We start from the raw sequence: 22,388 nt of genomic DNA, 5'->3' as shown, positions 1-22,388 counted from the left end.
CCCGTGCATCCTTCGAAAGGCGTGCGGCATCAAAAAAGGCTGGATGTTCGCCATTGAGCAGGCAGCCTTGGCGCAAGGGGTAATTGCGCCAATCGAAAGTCTACACGGACAACGTAGCGATATTCAACAAGCTTCCGAAGAATCAGACATGTTTCGTTTCGGCGGCAACCCCCCTACCGTTTTTCCTCGATCCGTTCGGATTTTCCTATTCCACATCACATCAGGCCTTTTCCCGGGCCGATCATCGTACGGATCCCGGCATTCCCATTTGACGGTTCCGTTCCGTTTGTCAGTTCATACAAAGCGGGTCGAAGTTTTCTTGTCGTTTCTCACAATGCAGACCTACGCTACCGTAACCTATGATATGCAAGGCGTCTCAAGGGTGCATACCCCCTTGCGCAGAGGATCACGCGGCAACACCGCACCGTCACGCGGCCGACTTCCGCGAGAAAAGAGAACACTTCATGCTCACCGAGTACACGACCCCAGGCACATCCGTTGAGGTGCGCGACGACGAATCCATTTACTCCCTGCTCACGGAACGCATTGCACGCACCGGCGAGGACACGGTGATCGCCGCCCGCAAAACCGGGCCGGGCCGGTGGGCGAACGTAACCACCGGCGATTTCCACCGGGCCGTCGTCGCGGCCGCGAAGGGCCTGATCACTTTCGGCATCGAGCGGGGCGACGCGGTGACCATCTTCTCCGCCACCCGCTACGAGTGGGGCGTGCTCGATTTCGCACTGGCCGCCATCGGCGCCGTCAGCGTGCCGATCTACGACACCGATTCCGCCGCCCAGGCCGAACGCATTCTCAACGATTCCGGGGTGAAGCTGGCCATCGCGGACAATCATGAGCGATTCGACCGCCTCGATTCCGTAATCGACCACTGCCCTTCACTGGAGCACATTCTCATGCTCGACGCCAACGCCATGGGCGCATTGGAAGGCATGGGCGTGGCCGTGTCCGACGAGGAGCTTTCCGCACGTGTGAGCATGGTGAAGGCCGACGATCTGGCGACCATCGTATACACGTCCGGCTCCACCGGAGCCCCGAAGGGCGCGGAGCTCTCGCATCGCAATTTCGTTGCGATCACGCGTGCCGCAAGCATGGCCCTGCACGAGATGATCACTGATGATCATCCGCGTCTGCTGCTGTTCCTGCCGTTGGCGCACTGTTTCGCACGTTTCATCCAGTATTGTTCGATTGCCTCCGATGACGGCGTCGTCGGCTATCTGCCGGACACCAAGACGCTGCTTCCGGACGTACGCTCCTTCGAACCGACCTATCTGCTGGGCGTGCCGCGCGTGTTCGAAAAGGTCTACAACGCCGCCTCCCGCAAGGCCGGCACCGGCTGGAAGGGACGCCTGTTCTTCAAAGCCGCCGAGGCCGCGCGCGATTGGTCGCGCATGGAACAGGCCGGCGAGAAGCCGACCATGAAGCAGACCGCGCAGCATCTGTCGTATGAGGCTTCCGTATATCGCACCGTGCGCGGCGCGCTTGGCCCGAAGATCCGTTATGTCGCTTGCGGCGGCGCTCCGCTGGACGCATCGCTGGCGCATTTCTTCGCCGGCATCGGTCTGCCGATGATTCAGGGCTACGGCATGACGGAGACCGCGGCACCGTTCGCCGCGACCCGCGTCACCGACAATGTGATCGGCACCGTCGGCCAGCCGGCACCGGGTTCGTCCGTGCGCATTTCCACGGATGGCGAGTTGCAGGTGAAGGGCCCGAACGTCTTTCTGGGCTACCACAATCTGCCCGACAGGACGGCCGAAGTGTTCACCGAGGACGGATGGCTATGCACCGGAGACCTTGCCTCGATCGACGATGAAGGGCGCATTACAATCACCGGCCGCAAGAAGGACATCATCATTACGGCCGGCGGCAAGAATGTCTCCCCCATTCCGATGGAGCAGGAGATTGCGAAGTGCCCGATTGTGGAGCATGCGGTGGTCGTCGGCGACAATCGCCCGTTCATCGGCGCATTGGTTACGTTGGATCCGGAAGGATTGGCGGCTTGGCTGCCGACCGTCGGCCTGTCGGCGGACACGCCGCTGGATCGCGTGGCCACCACCGCCGCCGTGCACGATGAGATTCAGCAGTATGTGGATAAGGCGAATGCGACGGTCTCGCGCGCCGAGTCCGTTCGCAAGTTCGTGGTCTTGGACACGCAGTTCACGCAGGGCAACAAGTGCCTGACGCCGTCGCTGAAAGTGGTGCGTCCGGCGGTGAACCGCGTCTTCTCCGACGTGATCGACCAGCAACTGTATACCGGCAAGCGCTGAGGCGTTCACAGGCCGCACACGCAGTAGGCGTCGGTGGATGGGGAATCCGCTCAATCTACCGACGTCTAAGTATGTCTGAGCGTCGGTAGATTGGATACCACCCAATCTGCCGACGCTCACCGTGTCCCAGCGTCGGCGGTTTGGGCGCTTCCCCGGACCGCCGACGCTTACGGCACATCGCCTCAGTGACGGTTGTTGAGACGGTGGTACATCTCGCTGATCTCGAGATCGCGCTCGAAATCGCGGGCGGTGGTGTTCTCGTCGATGGTGGCGAGCTCGACGCCGGCGATGCGGGCGAAGTCCTCCCAGGCCTCACGGCCGACGGAGGTGGTCATGCAGGTGTGGTGTGAGGCGCCGGAACGCAGCCAGCACTCGGCGGAGGTCTTCAGGTTCGGGCGCGGCACCCACAGGGCACGGGCGCACGGCAGTTCCTTGAGGGAGCCGTCCGGCTCGACGATATCGACTACGTTCATGGTCAGACGGAAGCGTTCGCGCACATCCGACATGGACACGACCACGGCATCCTTCTTCGGGGCGCCGGTGAAGACCAGGCGCACCGGATCGGCCTTGCCGCCGATGCCGAGCGGATGGATCTCCAGCTTCGGCCTGGCGATGGTGCCGATGGACGGGGAGGCTTCGAGCATGTGGGAGCCCATGATCTTCTCACGGCCCGGCACGAAGTTGTAGGAGTAGTCCTCCATGAGGGACGCGCCGCCGTCGAGGCCATGGCCCATCACGGCGCCGATGCGTACGAGCACGGCGGTCTTCCAGTCGCCTTCGGCGGAGAAGCCGAAGCCGTACTCGGAGGGGAAGCGCTGCGGGCCGACGCCCGGCAACTGCGGCAGGGAGCCGAGGTCTTCGAAGTTGTCGACGCCGGCGGTGCAGCCGTTGGCTCGCATCATGTTGATCATGGCGGCCTCTTCCTTGGCTGCGATGAACAGGGAGTCGTACCTGGCGTCGAGCAGTTCCGGATCGATGTCGTACTTGGCTTTGTAGTCTTCGATGATCCCCTTGACCTGGTCGTCCTTGACGGCGTCGTAGGCTGCGCACAGTTCGTTGACGGCCCAGGTGTTGATGGAGGCACCGAACACGCGCTCGGCCTCGGTCTTGTCGCCTTCGGTGACGGCCACGTTACGCATGTTGTCGCCCCAGCGCATGACCTTCATGTTGTTGGAAGCGTCCCAGCCGGCGCAGGCGCGGGTCCAGGTGGCGATCCGCTCGGCGACTTCCGGGTCGGTGTAGTGACCGACGACGATCTTGCGATTGATGCCCAGACGGGTCAGGATGTAGCCGAACTCGCGGTCGCCGTGGGCGGCCTGGTTCAGGTTCATGAAGTCCATGTCAATGGTTTCCCACGGAATCTCGAAATGATGCTGGGTGTTGAGTTGCAGCAGCGGCTTGGTGAGCACTTCGAGGCCGCGGATCCACATCTTGGCCGGCGAGAAGGTGTGGCACCAGGTGATTACGCCGATGACGTTCGGGTTGGCGGAGGCTTCGACCATGAAGGCCTTGACGCCGTCGGAGGATTTCAGGGTGGGCTTCAGCACGAGCTTGACCGGAATCCTGCCGGTGGCGTTGAGCGCGTCGACGATTTCGGCGGATTGCTCGGCGACCTGGCGCAGCGCCTCCTCGCCGTAGAGGTCCTGCGAGCCGACGCCGAACCAGACTTCCTTGCCTTCGAACGGGTTTTCCATTGTCATGTTGTTTCCTTTACTTCGTTGTTGTTGCGATCGTTGATTGTGCTTTGTCGATTATGTTGCGTTGCCATCTCTGGCGAAGGAACGTTGTCAGTGCTGCCCGTAAACGTTCTGGTAGCGGTCGTTCAGCTTGTCGATGTCCTCCTGCGGAATCGGGATGATGTCGCCCAGCTGCCTGGCGGCCCACATGGTGTGCGCCACCTCCTCGGTCATGGCGGCGGCCTTGACGGCGCCTTCCGCATCCTTGCCGATGGTGAATGGGCCATGGTTCTGCATGAGCACGGCCGGGGACTTCGGATACTTCTTCAGGGTCTCCACCACGCCCTCGCCAATGGCCTCGGATCCGATGAGGCGGAACGGTCCGACCGGTACCGGCCCACCGAACTCGTCACCCATCATGGTCAGGCCGCACGGGATGTTCTGGCCGGTGGCCGCCCAGGCGGTCGCGTAGGTGGAGTGGGTGTGCACCACGCCGTACACGTCGGGCATGTGGCGGTAGATGTAGGCATGGGAGGCGGTGTCGGAGCTCGGCGCCTCGGAGCCGTCGACCACGTTGCCGTCCAGATCGCACACGACCATGCTCGACGGGGTCAGGTACTCGTAGCGCAGGCCGGACGGCTTGATGACCATCAGGTCGGCGGTGCGCAGACGCTGGGACACGTTGCCGGCCGTCCATACGACCAGATTCCACTTGATCAGCTGCTCGTGCAGGGTTGCGACGATTTCGCGCACCTGCCTGACCTCGGCACGGACCTCGGGACCATAATCAGCCAAAGTTGCCATTGTTGTTTTTCCTTTCGTCGGGTCTTGATGTGATTGGCGATGACGTTTGTTCGGAACCCCATGATGCGTGCGGCTCCAAGGCGCGGGACACGAAGTCGTGCGGAAGGTGCGTCGGGCGTTCCGCAATGCGGAGGGCGTTCCTTTATTTGGTTTCCAGAGGGATGTTCGCGATTGCGGCATGCTCGATCGGCAGCCCTTTGCGGAAGCGGTCGAAGAACTCCTCGAAGCCGGCCACGTCGGCGGCATCCGGCGCTTCCGTGGTGGATTCGGCATCGGCGAAGACGCGGGAGTCGAGGAATTCGTCGAGCGGCTGGTCGGCGTGGAACAGGTAGTCGGCAAGGACCGCCATGCCCCATGCTCCGCCTTCCGCCGCGGTGGACATCACCTTGATCGGAGTGTCGAACGCGGCCGCGAGGATTTTCTGCGCGACCTTCGGCGTGGTGAAGATGCCACCATGGCCGACGAGCGAATCGACGGCCACGCCCTCGTCCTTGGTCATGACGTCCATACCGATCTTGACCGGCGAGAAGGCGCTGAACAGTTGGGCGCGCATGAAGTTACCCAGGCTCATGGCGGCTTCCGGACCGCGGACGAACAGCGGACGGCCTTCCGGAAGGCCGGCGAGGAATTCGCCGGAGCGGAACGGGTAGTTGATCAGGCCTCCGCAGTTGGAGTCGACGTCGTCCTCGATTGCGGCGCGGAACAGCGTTCCGTACAGGGTCCCTGCATCGACCGGCTGGCCGATGGCGTCCGCGAACTGGCCGAACAGTCCGACCCAGGCATTCAGGTCGGAGGTGAAGTTGTTGGCATGGCTCATGCCGGCCAGGTCACCGGCCGGAGTGGTGACGAGGTCGACTTCCGGGTGCAGGCGGGCAAGCTTATGTTCAAGCACGACCATGGCGAAAATCGAGGTGCCTGCGGAAACGTTGCCGGTACGTACACGTACGGAGTTCGTGGCGACCATGCCGGTGCCGGCGTCGCCCTCCGGCGGCGCGAAGGTGATGCCCGGCTGCAGGGTGCCGGTCGGGTCGAGAAGCCTGGCACCCTCTTCGGTGAGTTCGCCCGCCGGGGTGCCGGCCACAAGCGGCTCGGGCAGCAGGTCGGCGAGGTTCCATGGCTGCGCCGCGACCTCCGGCAGCGCATTGAACCGTTCGATGAATGCGGTTTCGTAGGCGTGGGTGGCCGGGTCAATCGGGAACATGCCGGAGGCGTCGCCCACACCGAGCACTTTGTTGCCGGTGAGCTTCCAATGCACGTAACCGGCGAGGGTGGTGATGAAACGCACTTTGCCGATATGCTCCTCGCCGTTCAGCACGCATTGGTAGAGGTGTGCGATGGACCAGCGTTCCGGAATGTTGTATTGGAACAGTTCGGAAAGCTTGCCATGCGCTTCGGAGGTGTTGGTGTTCTGCCATGTGCGGAACGGCACGAGCAGCTCGCCATGCTCATCGAAGGCGAGGTAGCCGTGCATCATGGCGGAGAAGCCGATGCGCCCGACATGCGTGAGTTTTTCGCCGTATGCCGATTCCACATCGGCGGCGAGTCTGGCATACGCGGTCCGCAGACCCGTCCAGATCTCCTCCTGAGTGTAGCTCCACAGGCCGTTTTCCAGATGACTGGCCCAGCCGTAGTCGCCAGCCGCGATGGTGGCATACGTGTCGTCGATGAGCACGGCCTTGATGCGGGTGGAGCCGAATTCGATGCCCAGGCTTGTTTTGCCTGCGCGAATCTTTTCGGCAGTCAAGGCGACCCGGTCGTCAAGCTTCTGCTCTTGCGCCATAGTGACAATCTCCTTAGTTTCAAGCGCCTCGCACTTCGTTGTCGATTGAATGTTAGCGCTCACTGTTAACGCTCACTATTCTAAACAGAAACCAGGGACCACACAAGTCCGCCGTGTCATGCCGTTCCCACAAGGCGACCGATTCCGGAAAATCGGACACTCGGACCGCTTCGAACGGCCTGCATCCGTCCGATTCGCCGGAATCGGACACCCACAGGCAGGAAATCGATGAAGCGAGGCGGAACTCAGCGGTGACGCACGGGGCCAAGGGAACTACGGTTCATGACCTTGGCCGGAATAAGGCCCACACCATGCTGCGATGCGGAGAACGAGTTCTCGTCGCCCTCCCCCAGCAGATACAACGCCTCACGCATGGCGGCGGTGCCAAGACGCTCGAAATCCGGGTGAATCGTGGTCAACGGCGGGAACATGTTATCCATCGCGGGCATGTCGTCGAAGCCGACGACGCTGACATCCTGCGGAATGCGCACGCCATGCTCATGCAGCGCGCGGGCCACGCCCACGGCCTGGCTATCGTTCGCGCATACCACGCACGTCGGCAGCTCGCCACCGGTGCGTCCGATGTTGTCAAGCACATGATTCATCTTGCCGTACGCCTCGGCGGCGTCCCACGATTCGCACTGCACGGTCACGGAGCTGACCGAGTTCGCCCCGCACAGCTTATTCCATGCGACCAGTCGGGTCGTCGCATCGCGCCATTCCTTCGGGCCGGCGAAATACAGCACGGAACGGTGACCATATTCGCTCACCATATGCATCACGTCCGCCATGGCACCCCACTGGTCCACACCCACCACGGAAACGCGGCGGCGGTCGGCGGCAGGCATCAGGCGCAGACCCTCCTGCACGCTTACGCTACCATGAGTGGAGGTGACGATCACACGCGGCTGTGAGATCTGCGCACGGCATGCGGCGGAGAACATCACGTCGGTCGGCGTCAGGAAGATGAACGCATCCACGTTCTGCTCGTCGAAGGTGCGGCACAGACCGTCGAATTCGCTTTGCGTGCACAACGCCTCGTGCACCATGCTCACCGACATGAACAGCCCATGGGCTCGGGCCATGGATTCGATGGCGGAAATCGCGGAGATCGGGCCATAGAAGCGTTGCCCGCCGGCGATCAGGCCGATGGTGCGCGAACGATGCGAGGCCAGGGCGCGCGCGGAATTGCTCGGGCGGTAGCCAAGCTCGTCAATGGCTTTCTGCACTTTCTCGCGCGTGGCATCCGACACGTCGGGCGAATGGTTGATGACGCGCGACACCGTCTGGTGGCTCACCCCGGCGAGCTTGGCGACTTCGAACATGGAAGGACGCTTATTCGCCGTTTTCCGTTTGATTGCCATGCCTCATCGCCCTCCACACACGACCGTCGTTGCCTCCGACCATTCTACACGCAACTTCAGTTAGCGCTAACAGGCGTTCTCTCCGCCTGTTTGCCGCAGTATCCGCATGTGTCGGTCGCCGCTGGGACGGCTACGCTCATTCAGCCGCCAGACGGGCAAGCCGAGCCGCGAAATTCGGCCAGTCGGCACGCATGGCGGTCAGGAGCCTGCGCTTGGGCACCTCATCGATCGGTACCCACTCGATCTCCATGCTTTCATCGTCGTTCGCGGCCGGATGCACGTGATGGCCGGGCTTTTCGAAGGCGAAGACGGTGGTGTACGCCCATGGACCGTGGTCCTCACGGTAGGAGCCGACCACTTCGATGTCTTCCGGAGTGATGTTGGCCTCCTCATAGGATTCGCGCAACGCGCCTTCGATCGGACTCTCGCCGTCGGCAGTGGCGCCGCCAGGAATGCCCCACGTGCCGCCTTCCGCGCTCCAGACCGCGCGATGCTGCATGACGATATGCGTCACCTCGCCGGTCGTTTCATCGCGGCGGGCCAGCAATACGCCGGAAGCGCCGTTGATTCCCCAGTGCTTACGGCCGCAGGCACAGTCCACCCAGCCGTCGCCGGGCTGTCGCACGTTCTCCTTGGGAGGCAACGGCTTTGCCGCACCGGTTTTCGCATCATGAGCCACACTCGGGTATCGGTCCTCACGCGTCACATTCCACAGATCGGTCCATTCCACGCCCAGCTCGGCCGCCAGTCGGCGCGCCAGCGGCAGGCTCAGTCCGATGATGCCATGCGGATCGCCCTCGATGGAATCGATGAACGCGCCGCCGAAACCTTCCAGCGTAAAGGATCCGGCGACCTCCAGAGGCTCACCGGTGGCGATGTAGCGTTCGATGTCACGGTCGGTATACTCGCAGAAGTGCAATGTGGCCTTGCTCGCGCCACGGACCACGCGACCGGTGGCGAAGTCGATCATGCAGTGGCCGGTCCATAGTTCGCCGGTGGCGCCTCGCATGGCACGCAGCCGTTCACGGGCGACGGCTTCGCTGTGCGGCTTGCCGTAGCATTCGCCGTCAAGCAGGAACATGGAATCGCAGCCGAGGATCAGAGGTCCGACGGTGGCGCGGGTGAGTCCCGGCTGCCCCTCGACCTCATCGGTGATCGGTTCGGTGACGGTCGGAATGGCGACACCGGAAAAATCGCGGGTCCGCACATCGTCGGAATCCTGGACCGCCTCCGGTCGCAACGTAACGGAATCAGCAGCGGAGCCGGTCTCGAAACCGGCGACTGCCGTATCTCCCGCAATCTCACGGGATTTCAACGGATATCCGATGATTCTCTCGCCCGATGCGGCGGCCGCCGTCGCAGCGACGTCACGATACGCCTCATGCACGGCCTCGGCCTTGGCGGAGGCCAGGATCATCACACGCCGTTCGACCGACAGGTCAGCGACGCCGACCCCGGCTTCGGCGGCGGCACGCTCCAGCGCGGCCGGCTCGTCGACATGCGAAACGCGGATGGTCGGGCAGATGCCCGCCGAGAACAGCACGTCACGACGCGGTTTGGATTTCGAAGCGAGAATCAGCGGAACGGAAGTGCTCATATGCGCTCCACCTGCACGCCCTTGGTGTCGACGCCAAGATGCAGCACACGCCAATGGCCGGAGGCAAGCTCTTCAGCGGCGATCCGCTCGAGCTCCTCACGGGCGTCGCCATGATGCAGCACCAGCACGCACGGGCCTGCACCGGAAACGGTGGAGGCGAACCCGTAGGAGCGCATCTTCTCGATCAGGGCCCAGGACGGTTCCATCAGGGACGCACGGTACGGCTGGTGCAGACGATCCTGCGTGGCGGCATACAGCAGCGCATTGGCGTTCTTCTTCTGGCCGAGGGCGAGCATGCCCGGATTCATGGCGGCCGGCAGCAGGCTCACGCGAGACACATTGTGCACGGCATCCTTGAAAGCGACTTTGTTCGGCAGGGCCTGACGGGCCTTCTCGGTGGACAGCTCGTAATCCGGCACGAACACCGCGGCGGTCAGATCGTCGGCCACACGGTAGTTGATGGTGTGGAAGCCGTTGTGCAGCGGATCGCCGCCCGGGATCGGCACGGAGCCGACGCCTTCCGCGGTCTCCATATCCCACGACATGGTCAGGCCTCCGTACACGGCCGGCGCCACATTGTCGGGATGGCCCTCGATGGCTGCGGCCAGCTCGAACACGGCGTCTCTATTGAGTTCGTCATCCTGCGCGAAGGCGGCCGCCGCGGCGATGCCCGCCACGATGGCCTCGGCGGAGGATCCCATGCCACGGGCCTGCGGAATGCGGTTGTTCGCCTGAAGGATGAAGCCGACACGGCCCAGGCCGAAGGTCTGGCATGCGCGGCGGAAGGTGGAGACCACCAGGTGGGTTTCGTCGCGAGGCAGGGTGTTGGCGCCCTCGCCTTCGATCATCACCTGCGCCGCGGTGTTCACCGGGTCGGCGCTCAGCGTGAATTCAAGTTCGTCGTGGTAGTCCAGGGCCAGTCCGACCGTATCGAAGCCGGAGCCGAGGTTGGCGCTGGTGGCCGGAACGCTTACACGCACCTTGCGAGTAACTGGGGTCATGTCTCGTCGTCCTTCGTCACATCTTCATTACAAACCATGCACCGTATACCCGAACCGGTACAACAGTCAAATCACGGCAGCCGATCATCATCAAAGTCGGGGCCCACGCTTGCCTTGCCTGCAACCGTGGGCCCATCCGATCAGTTCAATACGCGCAGAATCGACGGTTCGCCGACCACGCAGTCAAGCTTGCACACGTCTTCGACGGTTTCGCGCAGGGTGAGCTCGTCGGTCATATGCGTGACCAGACGCAGCTGCTGCAGTTCGCCGTCATAGCCCGGATCCTTGAGGGTGGGCTTCAGATCCTGGTTCACACCGTTGATGGACACGCCATGTTCGGCGAACTTGGCCGCGATGGCGGCGAGCACTCCCGGATTGTCGTGAATCACGAAACGTACGGCGAACTCGGCCCTGGAAGCCTCGATCGGCGCCTTCTTCAGGTCGTTGTACAGAGGAATGACCGGACCGGTGCAGCCCTGCGCGATATGACGCGCCTCGGTGACCACATCGCCGACCACCGCGGAGGCGGTGGGGGCGCCGCCTGCGCCACGGCCGTAGAACATAAGGTCGTCGGCGGCCTCGGCCTTGACGAACACGGCATTGAAGGAGCCATGCACGGATGCCAGCGGATGGCTGTTGGAGATCAGCGCCGGATACACACGTGCGGAGACGCCCGCCTCGGTGTTCTCCACGACGGCCAGCAGCTTGATGACCTTGTCTTCGGCGGTGGCCGCGGCGATGTCGTCGGCGGTGATCCTGGTGATGCCCTCGACGGACACGTCGTCGATGGTCACGTTGGTATGGAAGCCGAGGGTGGCCATGATGGCGGCCTTGTTGGCGGCGTCATGGCCTTCGATGTCGCCGGTCGGATCGGCCTCGGCATACCCCTTGGCCTGAGCGTCCCTGAGCACGTCGTCGAAATCGAGGCCCTTGGTGGTCATCTCGTCGAGAATGTAGTTGGTGGTGCCGTTGACGATGCCGAGCATGCTCGTCACCCTGTCGCCGACCAACGATTCGCGCAGGGGCCTGAGGAACGGGATGGCACCGCCCACGGAGGCCTCGAAGTAGATGTCGACGCCCTTGGCCTCGGCGGCCGCGTAGATCTCCGGACCGTATTTGGCGAGCAGGGCCTTGTTGGCGGTGACCACGGATGCGCCGGATTCGATAGCGGCGAGAACGAACTTGCGAGCCACGCCGGTGCCGCCGATCAACTCGATGACGATATCGGAATTGGTGGCCACGCTCATGGTGTCGGTGGTGACCACGGACTTGTCGATCCACGGGAACGGATCGGTTTCGGCGGGATCGAGGCAGGCGACGCCGGTCAGTTCGATCGGCCGGCCGATGCGCGCCGCAAGCTCGTCCTTCTGCTCCACCAGCAGACGTGCGGTCTGGGAGCCGACGGTACCCGCACCCAGCAATCCAACGCGAATCGGTGCAACATCTTCCTGTGCCAAGGCATCCTCCCTCGAATGTGAAATATCGGTATGACGTTGCTCATTGTACGGGTCTGATATGACGAGCAGCGGTGGAATTCCAAGAAAGGAGTCGCCATTTGCGGTAATTCTGCCACGTACGTCCCTACATGTGACGTACCATGTTCAGTAAACGGTAACCACGAATGCGTTCGTGTCGGCTTCAACGTTGAGCTTCCACCGAACGAAGTCCATGAAAGGGCATGCAATGGCAGGATTCTTCGCTTCTCTGTTCCACAAGAAGGCCGATGCCTCCGTTTCGGATTCCGACGAGGACGCCCTTGTCACATCACCCGCCGACGATTCCTGCGCGGAGCCTCTGCAGGAGGAACGGCTGCCGGTGCGAATCGAACTTTGCTCGCCCGCCGACGGAGCCGCAAAATCGTTGGAGGAAGTGGCCGACGACGTATTCTCCACGAAGGTGCTCGGCGACGGTTTCGCCGTGACGCCGAGCAACGGCCTGATTGTGGCGCCGGTCAGCGGCACCATCACGACCATCGCCAATGCTAAGCATGCGGTGGGCATCACAACGGAGAGCGGCATCGAGGCGCTGGTGCACATCGGCATCGACACGGTGCAGCTCGAAGGCGGACCGTTCACCTTGCTGGTGCAGCCCGGGCAGAGGATCAGCGCCGGCGAGCCGATCGACCAAGTCGACCTAGCGGCCGTGCATGCGGCCGGAAAGCTCACCGACGTGATCGTGGTGTTCACGAACGCCGACAATGTCGACGCAATCGACATCACCGCCCACGGCGCCGTACTTGCCGGCAGTCCGGTGGGCGCCCTGATCACACACTGAGATCACGCGCTGACGTTCCCGTCAGCGCACCCCCGTTACCGGCTGACGTCCCACCCCAGAAGGTCGTCGATGCTCTGACGGCGGATCATCACATGCGCGCCGGCCTCGCCGACGCCCACAACCGCCGGAATCAACGCCTGATTGTAGTTGCTGGCCATGGTGCGCCCGTATGCGCCGGTGACCGGCACGGCAAGGATGTCGCCGCGCGTGATGTCGGCAGGCAACCGCACCTCGTTCACGATGATGTCGCCGGATTCGCAGTGCATGCCCACCACACGGCACAGTCTGGTTTCCGTGGAACCCTTACGATTGGCGAGACGTGCGGTGTAGTCGGAGCCGTACAGGGCCGGACGGATGTTGTCGCTCATGCCACCGTCGACGGATACGTATACGCGTTCATGCACCGGATTGCCGGCCCTGTCGGTGACGTCGCCGGTCAATTGCACCGGCTTGACGGTGCCCACGCGGTAGAGCGTCACGCCGGTCGGCGCGACCGTCCAGCGGCCCGGTTCGAAGGAGATGACCGGAGCGGGCATGCCAAGTGCACGGTTCACGGTGGCGACCGCGTCGGCGAGACGGCCGAGCTCCACGTCGATGTCCATGGAATCCTCGCCATCGGTGTAGGCCACGGAATAGCCGCCGCCCAGATCGACCTCCGGCAACGTGTACGCATCGGTCGCGTAGAAGGTCTTGCGCAGGAGCATCATGCGCTTGGCCGCCTGGATGAAGGCGTCCGCATCATGGATGTTGGAACCGATATGCGAATGCACGCCGACCAGTTCCAGCGCATCCTGACGGCGATGGATGTCCTTCAGCACGGCGAGCGCCGGACCGTCGGCCACCATGGTCATGGCCTCGGCGAGCCTGCGATCGGCTTGCGAGACCTGTTCGTGGCTCATGTCGTACGGGTACCTGATGTCATACCGCAGGCCGGCCTCGCCCGTCTTCTCCCCCGGCCTTGCATTGCTCCCCGCCGGGGTCACGTCCGCCAGGTCGTCCAGTACGTTCAGCCTGCCCGCGTCGGCGCCCGCCGGCAGCAAGGCCACGCCGAACTTCTGGTCCTCGTGCGCGGTCGAGACGAATTCGTGGCCGCCCGCATGGATGCCGGAGGTGACGCGCAGCATCACGCGTGCACGCTTGCCGAGACGTTTCGCGATGTCGGCGATGCGGGCGGGCTCGTTCGGCTCGTCCACCACGATCTTGGCGAAGCCCTGTTCGATGGCGAGCGCGATCTCCTCGTCGGATTTGTTGTTGCCGTGCAATACGAGCCTGCGGCCCGGCACGCCGGCGGCGAGCGCGATGCGCATCTCACCCATGGTGCAGGTGTCGATGAGCATGCCCTCCTCGGTGACGATGCGGCAGATCTCCTTGGACAGCAACGCCTTGCCGGCGAAGCTCACGTGCGTGACGGTGTTGTTGAACGCATGGGCCGCGGATCTCACGAATTTCGAGGCGCGCGCACGCACCTCATCGGTGTCGACGACGTATAGCGGCGAGCCGAACTCGTCAAGCAGGCTTGCGGCGGTACGACCGTGGAAGGTGATCTCACCGTTGCCGTTCACGGCCGACCCGGCCGGCCAAATCGGGGTGATGGGCATTGTCCACCTCACATCCTGTCGGGGGCGGCGACGCCGAGCAGGTCAAGGCCTTCGGCGATCACGGTCCGGACGGCATCGTTGAGCTTCAGACGCGCCGCGGCACGGGCCGGTTCCGGGGCCTTGGCGATGCGCAGGGCCTCGGCGTCCGCTCCGCGGGCCTCCGGATCGGTGAGCTCCATCGGCACCACGCGTTCCACGTTGTACCACTTGTGGTAGGTGGCGGCGAGATCCTCAAGATAGTGGGCCACACGATGCGGCGCACGCAGATCGCCGGCTTCACGCAGTAGGGCCGGCCACTGGGCCAGGGCGGCGAGCACCTCACCGTCGGCCACGGTGTCGAGCAGGCTCACATCGGCGCCGTCGTGGGTGATGCCGGCCACGGCCGCATTACGGTCCACATTGCAGGAGCGGGCGTGCGCGTACTGCACGTAGTACACCGGATTCTCGTTGGAATGCGACGCGAGCAGGTTCAGGTCGATGTCGACCGGGGAGTTGTAGTCGGTGCGGGCCAGTGAGTAGCGGGAGGCGTCCACGCCGATGGCCTCGGTCAGGTCGTCGATGGTCACGACGTTGCCGGCGCGCTTCGACATGCGCACGGCCTTGCCGTCCTTCATCACGTTGACGAGCTGGCCGATGAGGATCTGCATGTTCCTGCCCGGCTCGTCGCCGAACGCGGCACACATGGCCATCATGCGGCCGATATAGCCATGATGGTCGGCACCGAGCATGTAGATGGCCACATCAGCCGGATCGGTTTCGCGATGGCGCTTGTTGCGATAGTAGGCGATGTCGGCGGCGAAGTAGGCGTAGTTGCCGTCGGACTTGATGATCACACGGTCCTTGTCGTCGCCATGCTTGGTGGATGCGAACCAGGTGGCGCCGTCCTTTTCGTAGATGTCGCCGCGCTCGCGCAGGTCGGCGATGGCCTTGTCGACCTCGCCGTCGGAGTACAGGCTGTTCTCGTGGAACCACACGTCGAAGTCCACGCGGAAGTTCTTCATGGACCTGCGGATTTCGTCGAACATCATCGGTACGGCGCGCTTGCGGAATTCCTCACGCTGTTCGGAGTCGCCCTCGCCGAGTGGCTCGCCCTTGTCGTCCTTGCCGCCGTCGACGCGCGGCATATCGAGGATGTCGATGCCGTCGGATTTGGCTTCGTCGATGACGCGCTGCGCGATCTCGTCGATATAGGCGCCTTTGTAGCCGTCGATCGGGGTTTCCTCACCGTGGGCGGCCGCCACGAGGGACTTGGCGAAGCGGTTGATCTGCTCGCCGTGGTCGTTGAAGTAGTATTCGCGAACGACCTTGGCGCCGTTGGCCTCGAGCACGCGGGCCATGGAGTCGCCGACGGCGGCCCAGCGGGTGCCGCCGATGTGGATGGGGCCGGTCGGATTGGCGGAGACGAATTCGAGATTCAGGGTCTCGCCGCCGAGATGGTCGTTCTTGCCATAGGTGTCGCCGGCGGCGAGCACGGCGTCGACCACGGCCGCCGCGGAAGCGGAATCGAGCACGATGTTGATGAAGCCTGGGCCGGCCACCTCCACGGACCTGATGCCGTCGGACTTGGCCAGTTCGGCCGCGAACAGCTCGGCCAGATCGTGAGGCCTCATACCGGCCTTCTTGGCCAGCTGCATGGCCGCATTGGAGGCCCAATCGCCGTGCGCGCGGTCCTTCGGGCGCATCACGGTGAGCTTGGACACCGGGGGGATCAGCTCGTCGGTCAGGGTGCCTGCCTTGCCGGCGGCGACGAGAGCATGGGCAATCTTGGAAATCAGTTCACTTAACGCTTCTGGGCTCATTCTCTCCAGTCTAGCGAGCACGCCGACAGAACACAGGTTCGAGCCCGCGCATCCCTCCCTGCCCTAGTCGGCATCGGAAGAGGCGAATCTGGTCTTGAGATGGTAGCCGGCATAGCAGAGGGCCACAAACGGAATCATGTAGAGCAATGTGGACCGTTGGGAGGGGTCGAGCACAACCAGCACCAGCGCGCCGACGCACATCACGATCGCGGCGATCGGCACGAACGGGTAGCCGGGCGCCCGATACCTGAGCTCGTCGGCCGCATGCCCCTCAGCCAGCCATTGGCGGCGGAACCGAATGTGGCACACGGACACCGACGCCCACACCACGAGCGTGGCCAGGCCCGACACGGCCACCAACGCCAGATACACGGTGGAGGCGGCCACCACGGAGGAGAGCAGCGCCAGCAGGCTTCCCGCCATGCTGAACATCACCGCGAACACCGGCACGCCATGGAAATTCGTCCTGCCCAGCACACGCGGAATCATGCCCTCACGGGCCAGCGACCACACCATGCGCGAGCATACATACAGGCCGGAATTCGCGGCCGACAGCACAGCCGTCAGCACCACGAAATTCATCACATCCCCGGCGAACGGCATGCCGATCGACTGGAACACCAGCACGAACGGGCTGGTGTCGACCCCCGACTTGCGCCATGGGATCAGCGCGGCCATCACCGCGATCGAGCCGATGAAGAAAATCGCCAGACGCAACACGGTCGTATGCACGGCCTTCGGAATCGCCTTCGACGGATCTTTCGTCTCACCGGCCGCGACGCCGACGACTTCGGTCCCCGAGAACGCGAACACGACCGTCAGCAGCGTCGAGAAAATCGGCAGTACGCCGTTCGGCAGCCATCCATCGGCCGCATAGTTCCCGAACAGCGGCGCATGCGTATAGCCGGCGATCGGGATCACGCCGAATATCGCCAGCAGACCGATCACAATGAACGCGACGATCGCGAAGACCTTGATCGACGCGAACCAGAATTCCGATTCGCCGTACAGGCGCACCGACAGTACGTTGAGCAGCAGCACGAGCGCTATGAACATGGCCGACCACATCCAGGCGGGGGAATGCGGGAACCAACGTTGCATCAGCAAGCCGGCGGCGGTGAATTCCGAAGCGAGCGCCACCGCCCAGTTCAGCCAATACAGCACGGCTATGGTGAAGGCCGTGCCGGGGCCGATGAATCGTTTCGCATACAGGTGGAAGCTGCCGGCATACGGCATGGCCACGGACAGTTCGCCGAGGCTGAGCATGATGAAGTACACAAGCACGGAGCCGATGCCGTACGCGACGATCGCACCAAGCGGCCCCGCCTGATGAATCGTATAGCCGGAACTGAGAAACAGGCCGGTGCCGATCACGCCGCCCAGCGAGATCATGGTCAGATGGCGGGTCTCCATCTTGCGTTCGAGTCCGCCCTGCTCGCGTTCGACCGGGGATTCGCCCCCGCTTGCGGACTGCGTGGTCATTCGTTCCAGCTCCTTGCCTGCGCCCGTCTGCGCACTATGGCCGGGCGCATCCACCATGCCACTATACGGTATGCCCGAAGTCGGCCATGACGAACCGGCACGAATGAATGGAAAAGCAGGAGCGCCATACGCCGTTGTACGGCACTCGACCGGTGGAGGAATCCCGCCTTGGGCGGCGGGATTCGGCATATCGTTTCCGATGGGTCAGAGGACCGCGATGGCGTCGATTTCGACAAGGGCGCCCTTCGGAATCATGTTGTTGCCGAAGGCAACGCGCGCCGGCTTCACGGAGCCGATGAACGCCTGCGCGTAGACGGCGTCGATCTCCTTGAAGTCCTCGACGTTCTTCATGTAGATGGTGGCGCGGCACACGTGCTCGATGCCGGTTCCGGCGGTGTCGAGAATGTGCTTGATGTTTTTCAGGGCCTGTGCGGCCTGCTCACCCGCAGTGTCGCCGGCCAGTTCGCCGGTGGTCGGGTCGATGCCCAGCTGGCCGGAGACGAATACGAATCCATTGGCCTTGACCGCCTGGCTGTATGCTCCCAAGGCGGCCGGCGCTTCGGAGGTCGCCACCGCTTCCATCTTCTCGCTCATCTTGCCCTCCTTCGATCACACGCTGTTGTGCGGTGAACACGAGTGGGCTTGATGGGGATCGAACCCACGACCTTCTGTTCCGGAGACAGACGCTCTATCCACTGAGCTACAAACCCGTGCGTCACCCTACTTTACACGCTCTTTCGACGCAATATACGCAATCGCGCGCAAATTGCGTCGAAAAAGCTTCCGTTTGGCTGAAAAACATTATGTTTTCGCCGTTTTCCAAGAATGTCGCCATTACACTGGGGTTATGGGAGAGCATATGGACGATTTCGAGTACACACGCCGCTTCTTCTGCCGCGCGGTACCCACCGAACTGGATGACGGGGATGATCCCACGCTGATCGTGCAAAGCTACTACGTGCACGAGGGCGGCTACGCGTTGCGCGTACGGTTGAAAACACGTTCCGTGCGTCTTGACATGACTCCCGACATTCAGCCGTTGGAGATTCTGGAACGGTATCGTGACGACTTCCGTTCCGGCTCGATCACCGTAAAGGGCCCTTCCGTCGGCGGCACACGCTACGAGGCGAGCCGCGACATCGACGCTCGCATCGCGGGCGAGCTGATTCGGCGCGGCGGCGATGTGACCATCAAGAACCGGTTCAGCGATTGGATCGACGAGGATGGATGGAACATCGACATGTTCGGCGGGGCCAACGCTCCCCTGATCATCGCCGAGGCGGAACGCATCGGACCGGTCACGAATCTGGTGATTCCGAAGTTCTGCATCACCGAAATCACCGACCAGCCCCGATTCAGCAATGAGGGACTGGCCGCGAAGCCATACTCGCTGTGGCGGGCGGAATTCGAACGGGAGCTGGAGGCGCAGGGACCCCAGTTCCTTGAGCTGTTCGGCAGGAACCGTATGGAATAGCGGTTCGATCCGCCATTCAGCATCGGCACATGGCCATCAGTACATGAGCGTGGCCAGACGGCGGCGCGCGCGCTTCAGACGCTCGTCGGTCGGTTCCGGAATGGTGAAATATTCAAGCAGGCGCTGGCGTACCGGCTCGATGTCGGCCTTGTGCCCCGCCGCCACGAAATCCAGCAGACGGTCGAAGGCATCCTGAATCTGGCCGCCGATCATGTCGATGTCGGCCACGGCGAGCTGCGCGTCCACATCATTCGGATTGTCGGCGGCCCTGGCACGCACCTCGCGCACGTTCGCGGAGCCGGAACGGGCCAGCAGCAGCGCTTTCGCGCGTTCACGGGCCGCACGGGCATCGTTCGGATCGGATTCCAGCACCTTCTCGTATGCCGCCGCAGCACCCGCGTAATCGCCTTGCTGGGCCAGCAGGTAGGCTTCCTGATGTTCAGGCGGCACCTGGTCCTGGTCGGAAGCGGCGGAGGCGGAAGCGGCCGCATCGGAATCCGGATCGCCCGAATACGGCGCGGAACCGGTCACGCCGGCCTGCTGGGCCGCGGCGATCAGCTTCGGCACCACGACTTCGATGATCTGCTGCAGTTCCTCGTCGGATGGCAGGCCCTGCAGAATCGGCATCGGACGGCCGCCGATCAACGCGAAAAGCGCCGGAGCGCCCTGCACCTGGAACGCCTGCGCAATGGAAGGATTGGATGCGATGTCGATGCGGGACAGCTGAATCTGGCCGTTGAGCTGGTTCACGGCATCGCCCAGCTTGCGAGCCATGTCGAACAGACGGTCATCGGTCGACACCCACAGCAGCAGCAGAATCGGGAACGTGGTCGAGGTCTGCACCATGGCCTGGAACGTGCCTTCCGTGGTGTCGATCACGTAGCCACCCGCGGCCGGCGCGCCGCCGGCCTGCCCGGGCTCGGCCTTCACCTGATGCTTGAGCGCCTCCAAATCAACGGCTCCCGCCAATGAAACTCCCGGATTGAACGGCCTTTGTTCCGCCATGATGCCTCCCAAGACAAAAAACGTTGCTGGCATCCACTATAGGTACCAGCAACGATTTCAAAGCCTCGGGGGCATATGGTCCCGCTGCGTCACGGCATTGCGGTCAGAGCGCCTCGACCTTGATCGGCTGGCGTTCGGAGCCTACGGCGGTGACCTGCTTGCCCGCGTTCGCCTTCGGAATATACAGCGCCACCACGTTCACATACGTGGTCTTCATGATGCTGGTGGCCTTGCCGTCGCCGAACAACGCCTTTTCGGCGTCTGAGGCAGGCTGCGATTCGCGGCCCTCGCCGGCGGAACGCGTCCATTCGGAATTGATCTGAGCCACCACCAGGTCACCGCCGTCGGAGGAACGCATCACGCATATCGCGTCGTCCACCGGGGTGAAGGTCTGTTCCTGGGTGCCCTTGTTGAGTTCCATGGCCTTCTGCACCTGATCGGTCAGCTCCGATAGCTTCGTACGCAGATCATCGTCGGCGAATTGCGAGGCATATTTGCTGTTCGCGCCGTACTGCAACACGTCGGCGTATTCTGCGACCGCCTCCTTCGGCGTCATCAGCAGGCCGGAATCCTTGTCGGTGCCCTGCTGGCTGCCCAGGCTCGCGATCTCGAACTTCGGCATCTTCACGCCGGAGAACAGACGTGCCACACCCCACAGCTTGTAGTTCTGATGCGCGGAATCCTGCTTGAGCACCAGCAGACGCTTGGACTGCTGGTCCTCGGTGGTGGTGGTGATGGAGAACACCGTACGCGGCCAACCGCTCTCGGTGGAGATGACGGTCTGCGCCAAATCGGTCGGAATGGTGGTCTTGCGGTCCAGATTGCCGGTGGCGCGCGCCACGTCAAGCTCGCTGGTGCGAATGGCCAGCTCCGGGCCTGACAGGATCGAGCCGAGTTCGTCGGTATTGCGATCCTGATTGAATTGGTCGAGCGTCTTGAGAATCTGCGTGCGAATCTTCTTTTCCTGCGCCGCCGTCAGATTGGGCGTGGCCGAAGGCGAGGCCGTGGATGACGCCACTTTCGGCAACTGGCCCTCACAGCCGCCCATGCCGATCATCAGTCCCACGGCGAGTACGGCCGCCGCGATTTTGCTGAAACGCCTGCTCATCACTTGGCCCCTTCCGTTCGATCGTCGGTATCGGATTCGGTATCCGACTGTACCTGTTCCTGCGCAAGTCGCGCGAAGTACGCCTGCAGCTCATCCGCCGAAATCACGGATGTGGCCTCGCTGTCACTGTTCTTGGCGGCTTCCGTGGCTGCAGCGCCATCGGACGGCCCGGCGTTCGATTGCTGATCGGCGACCAAGTTACGCGCCGCCGGATCGATGATGGTCGGCTGCTGGTCATCCGGCACCTGCGTACGTGCCCCGGACCGGTGCGACGCATGACGACGACGCTTGCGTTTGGCCGTCGAAGCCTTTTCATTACGGGAGGCGTTGGCTTCGGCGTCCTTCACCCACGCCGCGACCGCTTCGTCGCCGCCCGGTTCGGTACCGGTGTCGGCCACCGCCGCAGCCTCACGATGACGACGCTTATGTGGAGGCATGGCGAAGACCGAAGCGGCAAGTATCGCCAGGATCACGAACAATCCGCCCGCGAAATACAACGGCATGGCGAAATCGGGAAGCGTCTGCCTGGTCCAATCCAGCGAAACGGTGGCGCTCTTCGCATCACCGAAATCAATCAGCGCAACGGCATTGGTGCTGTCGTCGGTCGCGGTGCCCTTGATCTGCAGACTGGCGGTCCCGTTCTTGCATGTGGTCTTCGTCCACATATCGGAATCCTGCAATGCCACCTGGCTGTCGGACTGGTCCGCCGTCCCCTGGGCCGCGGCCTTCTGCGTGGACAGCGCGGACCAGTCGGACAGTCCGGTGATACGCGTGTATGGCGTGCCTGCAATCCAGCCGGCGACATCACGGGCGGAGCCGATGGCGATGCATACGTTCGAGGAGGCATCCGTGGTCTTCGCGGTGATCTTCACCCGTTGGTCGATCAGGGAGAGCACGCCGGGATCGGTTACGACATAGCGTGAACCGTTCACCAACGAACTGGCGGTGACCTGCGCACTCGGCTTCCACATGGTGGCGTTCAATACGCCGAGAACGATGCACGCGACGGCGAGCAATCCAAGAATGGGCGTAACAATGCCACGCATGATTTTGGCATGGCGCGTGGGGCCTACCTTGACCTGCGGCTGTTCTTGTTCTTCTTGCGGTAAAGTCATAGCATCAACCATTCTACAGTCTC

General features: G+C 63.1%; 16 protein-coding genes, 1 tRNA gene and 2 pseudogenes. 3 read left to right on the top strand and 16 right to left on the bottom strand.

Translation table 11 applies throughout. From position 1 onward, the window contains the following. Positions 1–464 precede the first annotated feature (464 nt). Complete coding sequence (locus BMOU_RS02110) at positions 465–2,288, top strand: AMP-dependent synthetase/ligase (RefSeq protein ID WP_034874340.1); 1,824 nt, start codon at positions 465–467, stop codon at positions 2,286–2,288. Positions 2,289–2,470: 182 nt separating this feature from the next. On the opposite strand, the gene araA is transcribed toward BMOU_RS02110, so the two are convergent. The 8 genes and pseudogenes from araA to BMOU_RS02075 all read right to left on the bottom strand — a co-directional run bounded on the left by araA (position 2,471) and on the right by BMOU_RS02075 (position 11,967). Beyond that, positions 2,471–3,988 (bottom strand): L-arabinose isomerase, encoded by a 1,518-nt coding sequence (gene araA / locus BMOU_RS02105; protein WP_034874338.1) that lies wholly within the window; start codon positions 3,986–3,988, stop codon positions 2,471–2,473. 87 nt (positions 3,989–4,075) lie between these two features. Then, a complete protein-coding gene (locus tag BMOU_RS02100; protein ID WP_034874336.1) occupies positions 4,076–4,768 on the bottom strand; it encodes an L-ribulose-5-phosphate 4-epimerase in 693 nt (230 codons plus the stop codon). A gap of 142 nt (positions 4,769–4,910) precedes the next feature. Further along, on the bottom strand, positions 4,911–6,548 hold the full coding sequence (locus tag BMOU_RS02095) for a xylulokinase (RefSeq protein ID WP_034874333.1): 1,638 nt from the start codon (positions 6,546–6,548) through the stop codon (positions 4,911–4,913). Between the two features lie 245 nt (positions 6,549–6,793). Then, a complete protein-coding gene (locus BMOU_RS02090) occupies positions 6,794–7,912 on the bottom strand; it encodes a LacI family DNA-binding transcriptional regulator (RefSeq protein ID WP_034874331.1) in 1,119 nt (372 codons plus the stop codon). A gap of 136 nt (positions 7,913–8,048) precedes the next feature. Next, positions 8,049–9,116: pseudogene (locus BMOU_RS02085) on the bottom strand (Maf family protein); the annotation flags it as partial. 92 nt (positions 9,117–9,208) lie between these two features. Further along, positions 9,209–9,509, bottom strand: a pseudogene (locus tag BMOU_RS11785) (Maf family protein); the annotation flags it as partial. Continuing rightward, on the bottom strand, positions 9,506–10,510 hold the full coding sequence (gene thrB, locus BMOU_RS02080; protein ID WP_034874326.1) for a homoserine kinase: 1,005 nt from the start codon (positions 10,508–10,510) through the stop codon (positions 9,506–9,508). The pseudogene BMOU_RS11785 and the gene thrB, both read right to left, overlap by 4 nt. Before the next feature lie 140 nt (positions 10,511–10,650). Next, complete coding sequence (locus BMOU_RS02075) at positions 10,651–11,967, bottom strand: homoserine dehydrogenase (RefSeq protein ID WP_034874324.1); 1,317 nt, start codon at positions 11,965–11,967, stop codon at positions 10,651–10,653. Positions 11,968–12,178: 211 nt separating this feature from the next. Between BMOU_RS02075 and BMOU_RS02070 the strand changes: the two genes are divergently transcribed. Then, complete coding sequence (locus BMOU_RS02070) at positions 12,179–12,784, top strand: PTS sugar transporter subunit IIA (protein WP_235143651.1); 606 nt, start codon at positions 12,179–12,181, stop codon at positions 12,782–12,784. A 35-nt stretch (positions 12,785–12,819) separates the two neighbouring features. Here BMOU_RS02070 and BMOU_RS02065 read toward each other — a convergent pair whose 3' ends face one another. The 5 genes from BMOU_RS02065 to BMOU_RS02045 form a co-directional block, all read right to left on the bottom strand. Continuing rightward, positions 12,820–14,382 carry a diaminopimelate decarboxylase family protein gene (locus BMOU_RS02065; RefSeq protein WP_034874321.1) on the bottom strand — a complete coding sequence of 521 codons (1,563 nt, stop codon included), beginning with the start codon at positions 14,380–14,382 and terminating at the stop codon, positions 12,820–12,822. Positions 14,383–14,390: 8 nt separating this feature from the next. Further along, complete coding sequence (argS, locus tag BMOU_RS02060) at positions 14,391–16,181, bottom strand: arginine--tRNA ligase (protein WP_034874319.1); 1,791 nt, start codon at positions 16,179–16,181, stop codon at positions 14,391–14,393. Positions 16,182–16,244: 63 nt separating this feature from the next. Further along, positions 16,245–17,663 (bottom strand): amino acid permease, encoded by a 1,419-nt coding sequence (locus tag BMOU_RS02055; protein ID WP_171002099.1) that lies wholly within the window; start codon positions 17,661–17,663, stop codon positions 16,245–16,247. 204 nt (positions 17,664–17,867) lie between these two features. Beyond that, a complete protein-coding gene (locus BMOU_RS02050; RefSeq protein ID WP_034874315.1) occupies positions 17,868–18,257 on the bottom strand; it encodes a Rid family detoxifying hydrolase in 390 nt (129 codons plus the stop codon). 43 nt (positions 18,258–18,300) lie between these two features. After that, positions 18,301–18,373 (bottom strand) — tRNA-Arg (locus BMOU_RS02045). A gap of 149 nt (positions 18,374–18,522) precedes the next feature. Between BMOU_RS02045 and BMOU_RS02040 the strand changes: the two genes are divergently transcribed. Then, positions 18,523–19,137 (top strand): CYTH domain-containing protein, encoded by a 615-nt coding sequence (locus BMOU_RS02040; protein WP_307722481.1) that lies wholly within the window; start codon positions 18,523–18,525, stop codon positions 19,135–19,137. Positions 19,138–19,173: 36 nt separating this feature from the next. Here BMOU_RS02040 and BMOU_RS02035 read toward each other — a convergent pair whose 3' ends face one another. From BMOU_RS02035 to BMOU_RS02025, 3 genes are all read right to left on the bottom strand, one after another. Then, the gene (locus BMOU_RS02035; protein ID WP_034874312.1) at positions 19,174–20,142 is read right to left on the bottom strand and encodes a tetratricopeptide repeat protein; all 969 of its coding nucleotides are present in this window, start codon (positions 20,140–20,142) and stop codon (positions 19,174–19,176) included. Positions 20,143–20,245: 103 nt separating this feature from the next. Next, positions 20,246–21,250 (bottom strand): hypothetical protein, encoded by a 1,005-nt coding sequence (locus tag BMOU_RS02030; protein WP_034874310.1) that lies wholly within the window; start codon positions 21,248–21,250, stop codon positions 20,246–20,248. Then, complete coding sequence (locus tag BMOU_RS02025) at positions 21,250–22,377, bottom strand: hypothetical protein (protein WP_034874308.1); 1,128 nt, start codon at positions 22,375–22,377, stop codon at positions 21,250–21,252. The genes BMOU_RS02030 and BMOU_RS02025 overlap by 1 nt, the downstream gene beginning before the upstream one ends. Positions 22,378–22,388: the final 11 nt, after the last annotated feature.

It is taken from the genome of Bifidobacterium moukalabense DSM 27321 (assembly GCF_000522505.1).
In the GTDB taxonomy this organism is placed as follows: domain Bacteria; phylum Actinomycetota; class Actinomycetes; order Actinomycetales; family Bifidobacteriaceae; genus Bifidobacterium; species Bifidobacterium moukalabense.
This window is presented reverse-complemented; position numbering and strand designations above follow the sequence as displayed.

What these genes read in the sequence shown, in the direction of transcription:
- BMOU_RS02110 (WP_034874340.1), top strand. Translation starts at nt 465, where the DNA reads ATGCTCACCGAGTACACGACCCCAGGCACATCCGTTGAGGTGCGCGAC.
- araA (WP_034874338.1), bottom strand. Translation starts at nt 3,988, where the DNA reads ATGACAATGGAAAACCCGTTCGAAGGCAAGGAAGTCTGGTTCGGCGTC.
- BMOU_RS02100 (WP_034874336.1), bottom strand. Translation starts at nt 4,768, where the DNA reads ATGGCAACTTTGGCTGATTATGGTCCCGAGGTCCGTGCCGAGGTCAGG.
- BMOU_RS02095 (WP_034874333.1), bottom strand. Translation starts at nt 6,548, where the DNA reads ATGGCGCAAGAGCAGAAGCTTGACGACCGGGTCGCCTTGACTGCCGAA.
- BMOU_RS02090 (WP_034874331.1), bottom strand. Translation starts at nt 7,912, where the DNA reads ATGGCAATCAAACGGAAAACGGCGAATAAGCGTCCTTCCATGTTCGAA.
- thrB (WP_034874326.1), bottom strand. Translation starts at nt 10,510, where the DNA reads ATGACCCCAGTTACTCGCAAGGTGCGTGTAAGCGTTCCGGCCACCAGC.
- BMOU_RS02070 (WP_235143651.1), top strand. Translation starts at nt 12,179, where the DNA reads ATGAAAGGGCATGCAATGGCAGGATTCTTCGCTTCTCTGTTCCACAAG.
- BMOU_RS02065 (WP_034874321.1), bottom strand. Translation starts at nt 14,382, where the DNA reads ATGCCCATCACCCCGATTTGGCCGGCCGGGTCGGCCGTGAACGGCAAC.
- argS (WP_034874319.1), bottom strand. Translation starts at nt 16,181, where the DNA reads ATGAGCCCAGAAGCGTTAAGTGAACTGATTTCCAAGATTGCCCATGCT.
- BMOU_RS02055 (WP_171002099.1), bottom strand. Translation starts at nt 17,663, where the DNA reads ATGACCACGCAGTCCGCAAGCGGGGGCGAATCCCCGGTCGAACGCGAG.
- BMOU_RS02050 (WP_034874315.1), bottom strand. Translation starts at nt 18,257, where the DNA reads ATGAGCGAGAAGATGGAAGCGGTGGCGACCTCCGAAGCGCCGGCCGCC.
- BMOU_RS02040 (WP_307722481.1), top strand. Translation starts at nt 18,523, where the DNA reads ATGGACGATTTCGAGTACACACGCCGCTTCTTCTGCCGCGCGGTACCC.
- BMOU_RS02035 (WP_034874312.1), bottom strand. Translation starts at nt 20,142, where the DNA reads ATGGCGGAACAAAGGCCGTTCAATCCGGGAGTTTCATTGGCGGGAGCC.
- BMOU_RS02030 (WP_034874310.1), bottom strand. Translation starts at nt 21,250, where the DNA reads ATGAGCAGGCGTTTCAGCAAAATCGCGGCGGCCGTACTCGCCGTGGGA.
- BMOU_RS02025 (WP_034874308.1), bottom strand. Translation starts at nt 22,377, where the DNA reads ATGGTTGATGCTATGACTTTACCGCAAGAAGAACAAGAACAGCCGCAG.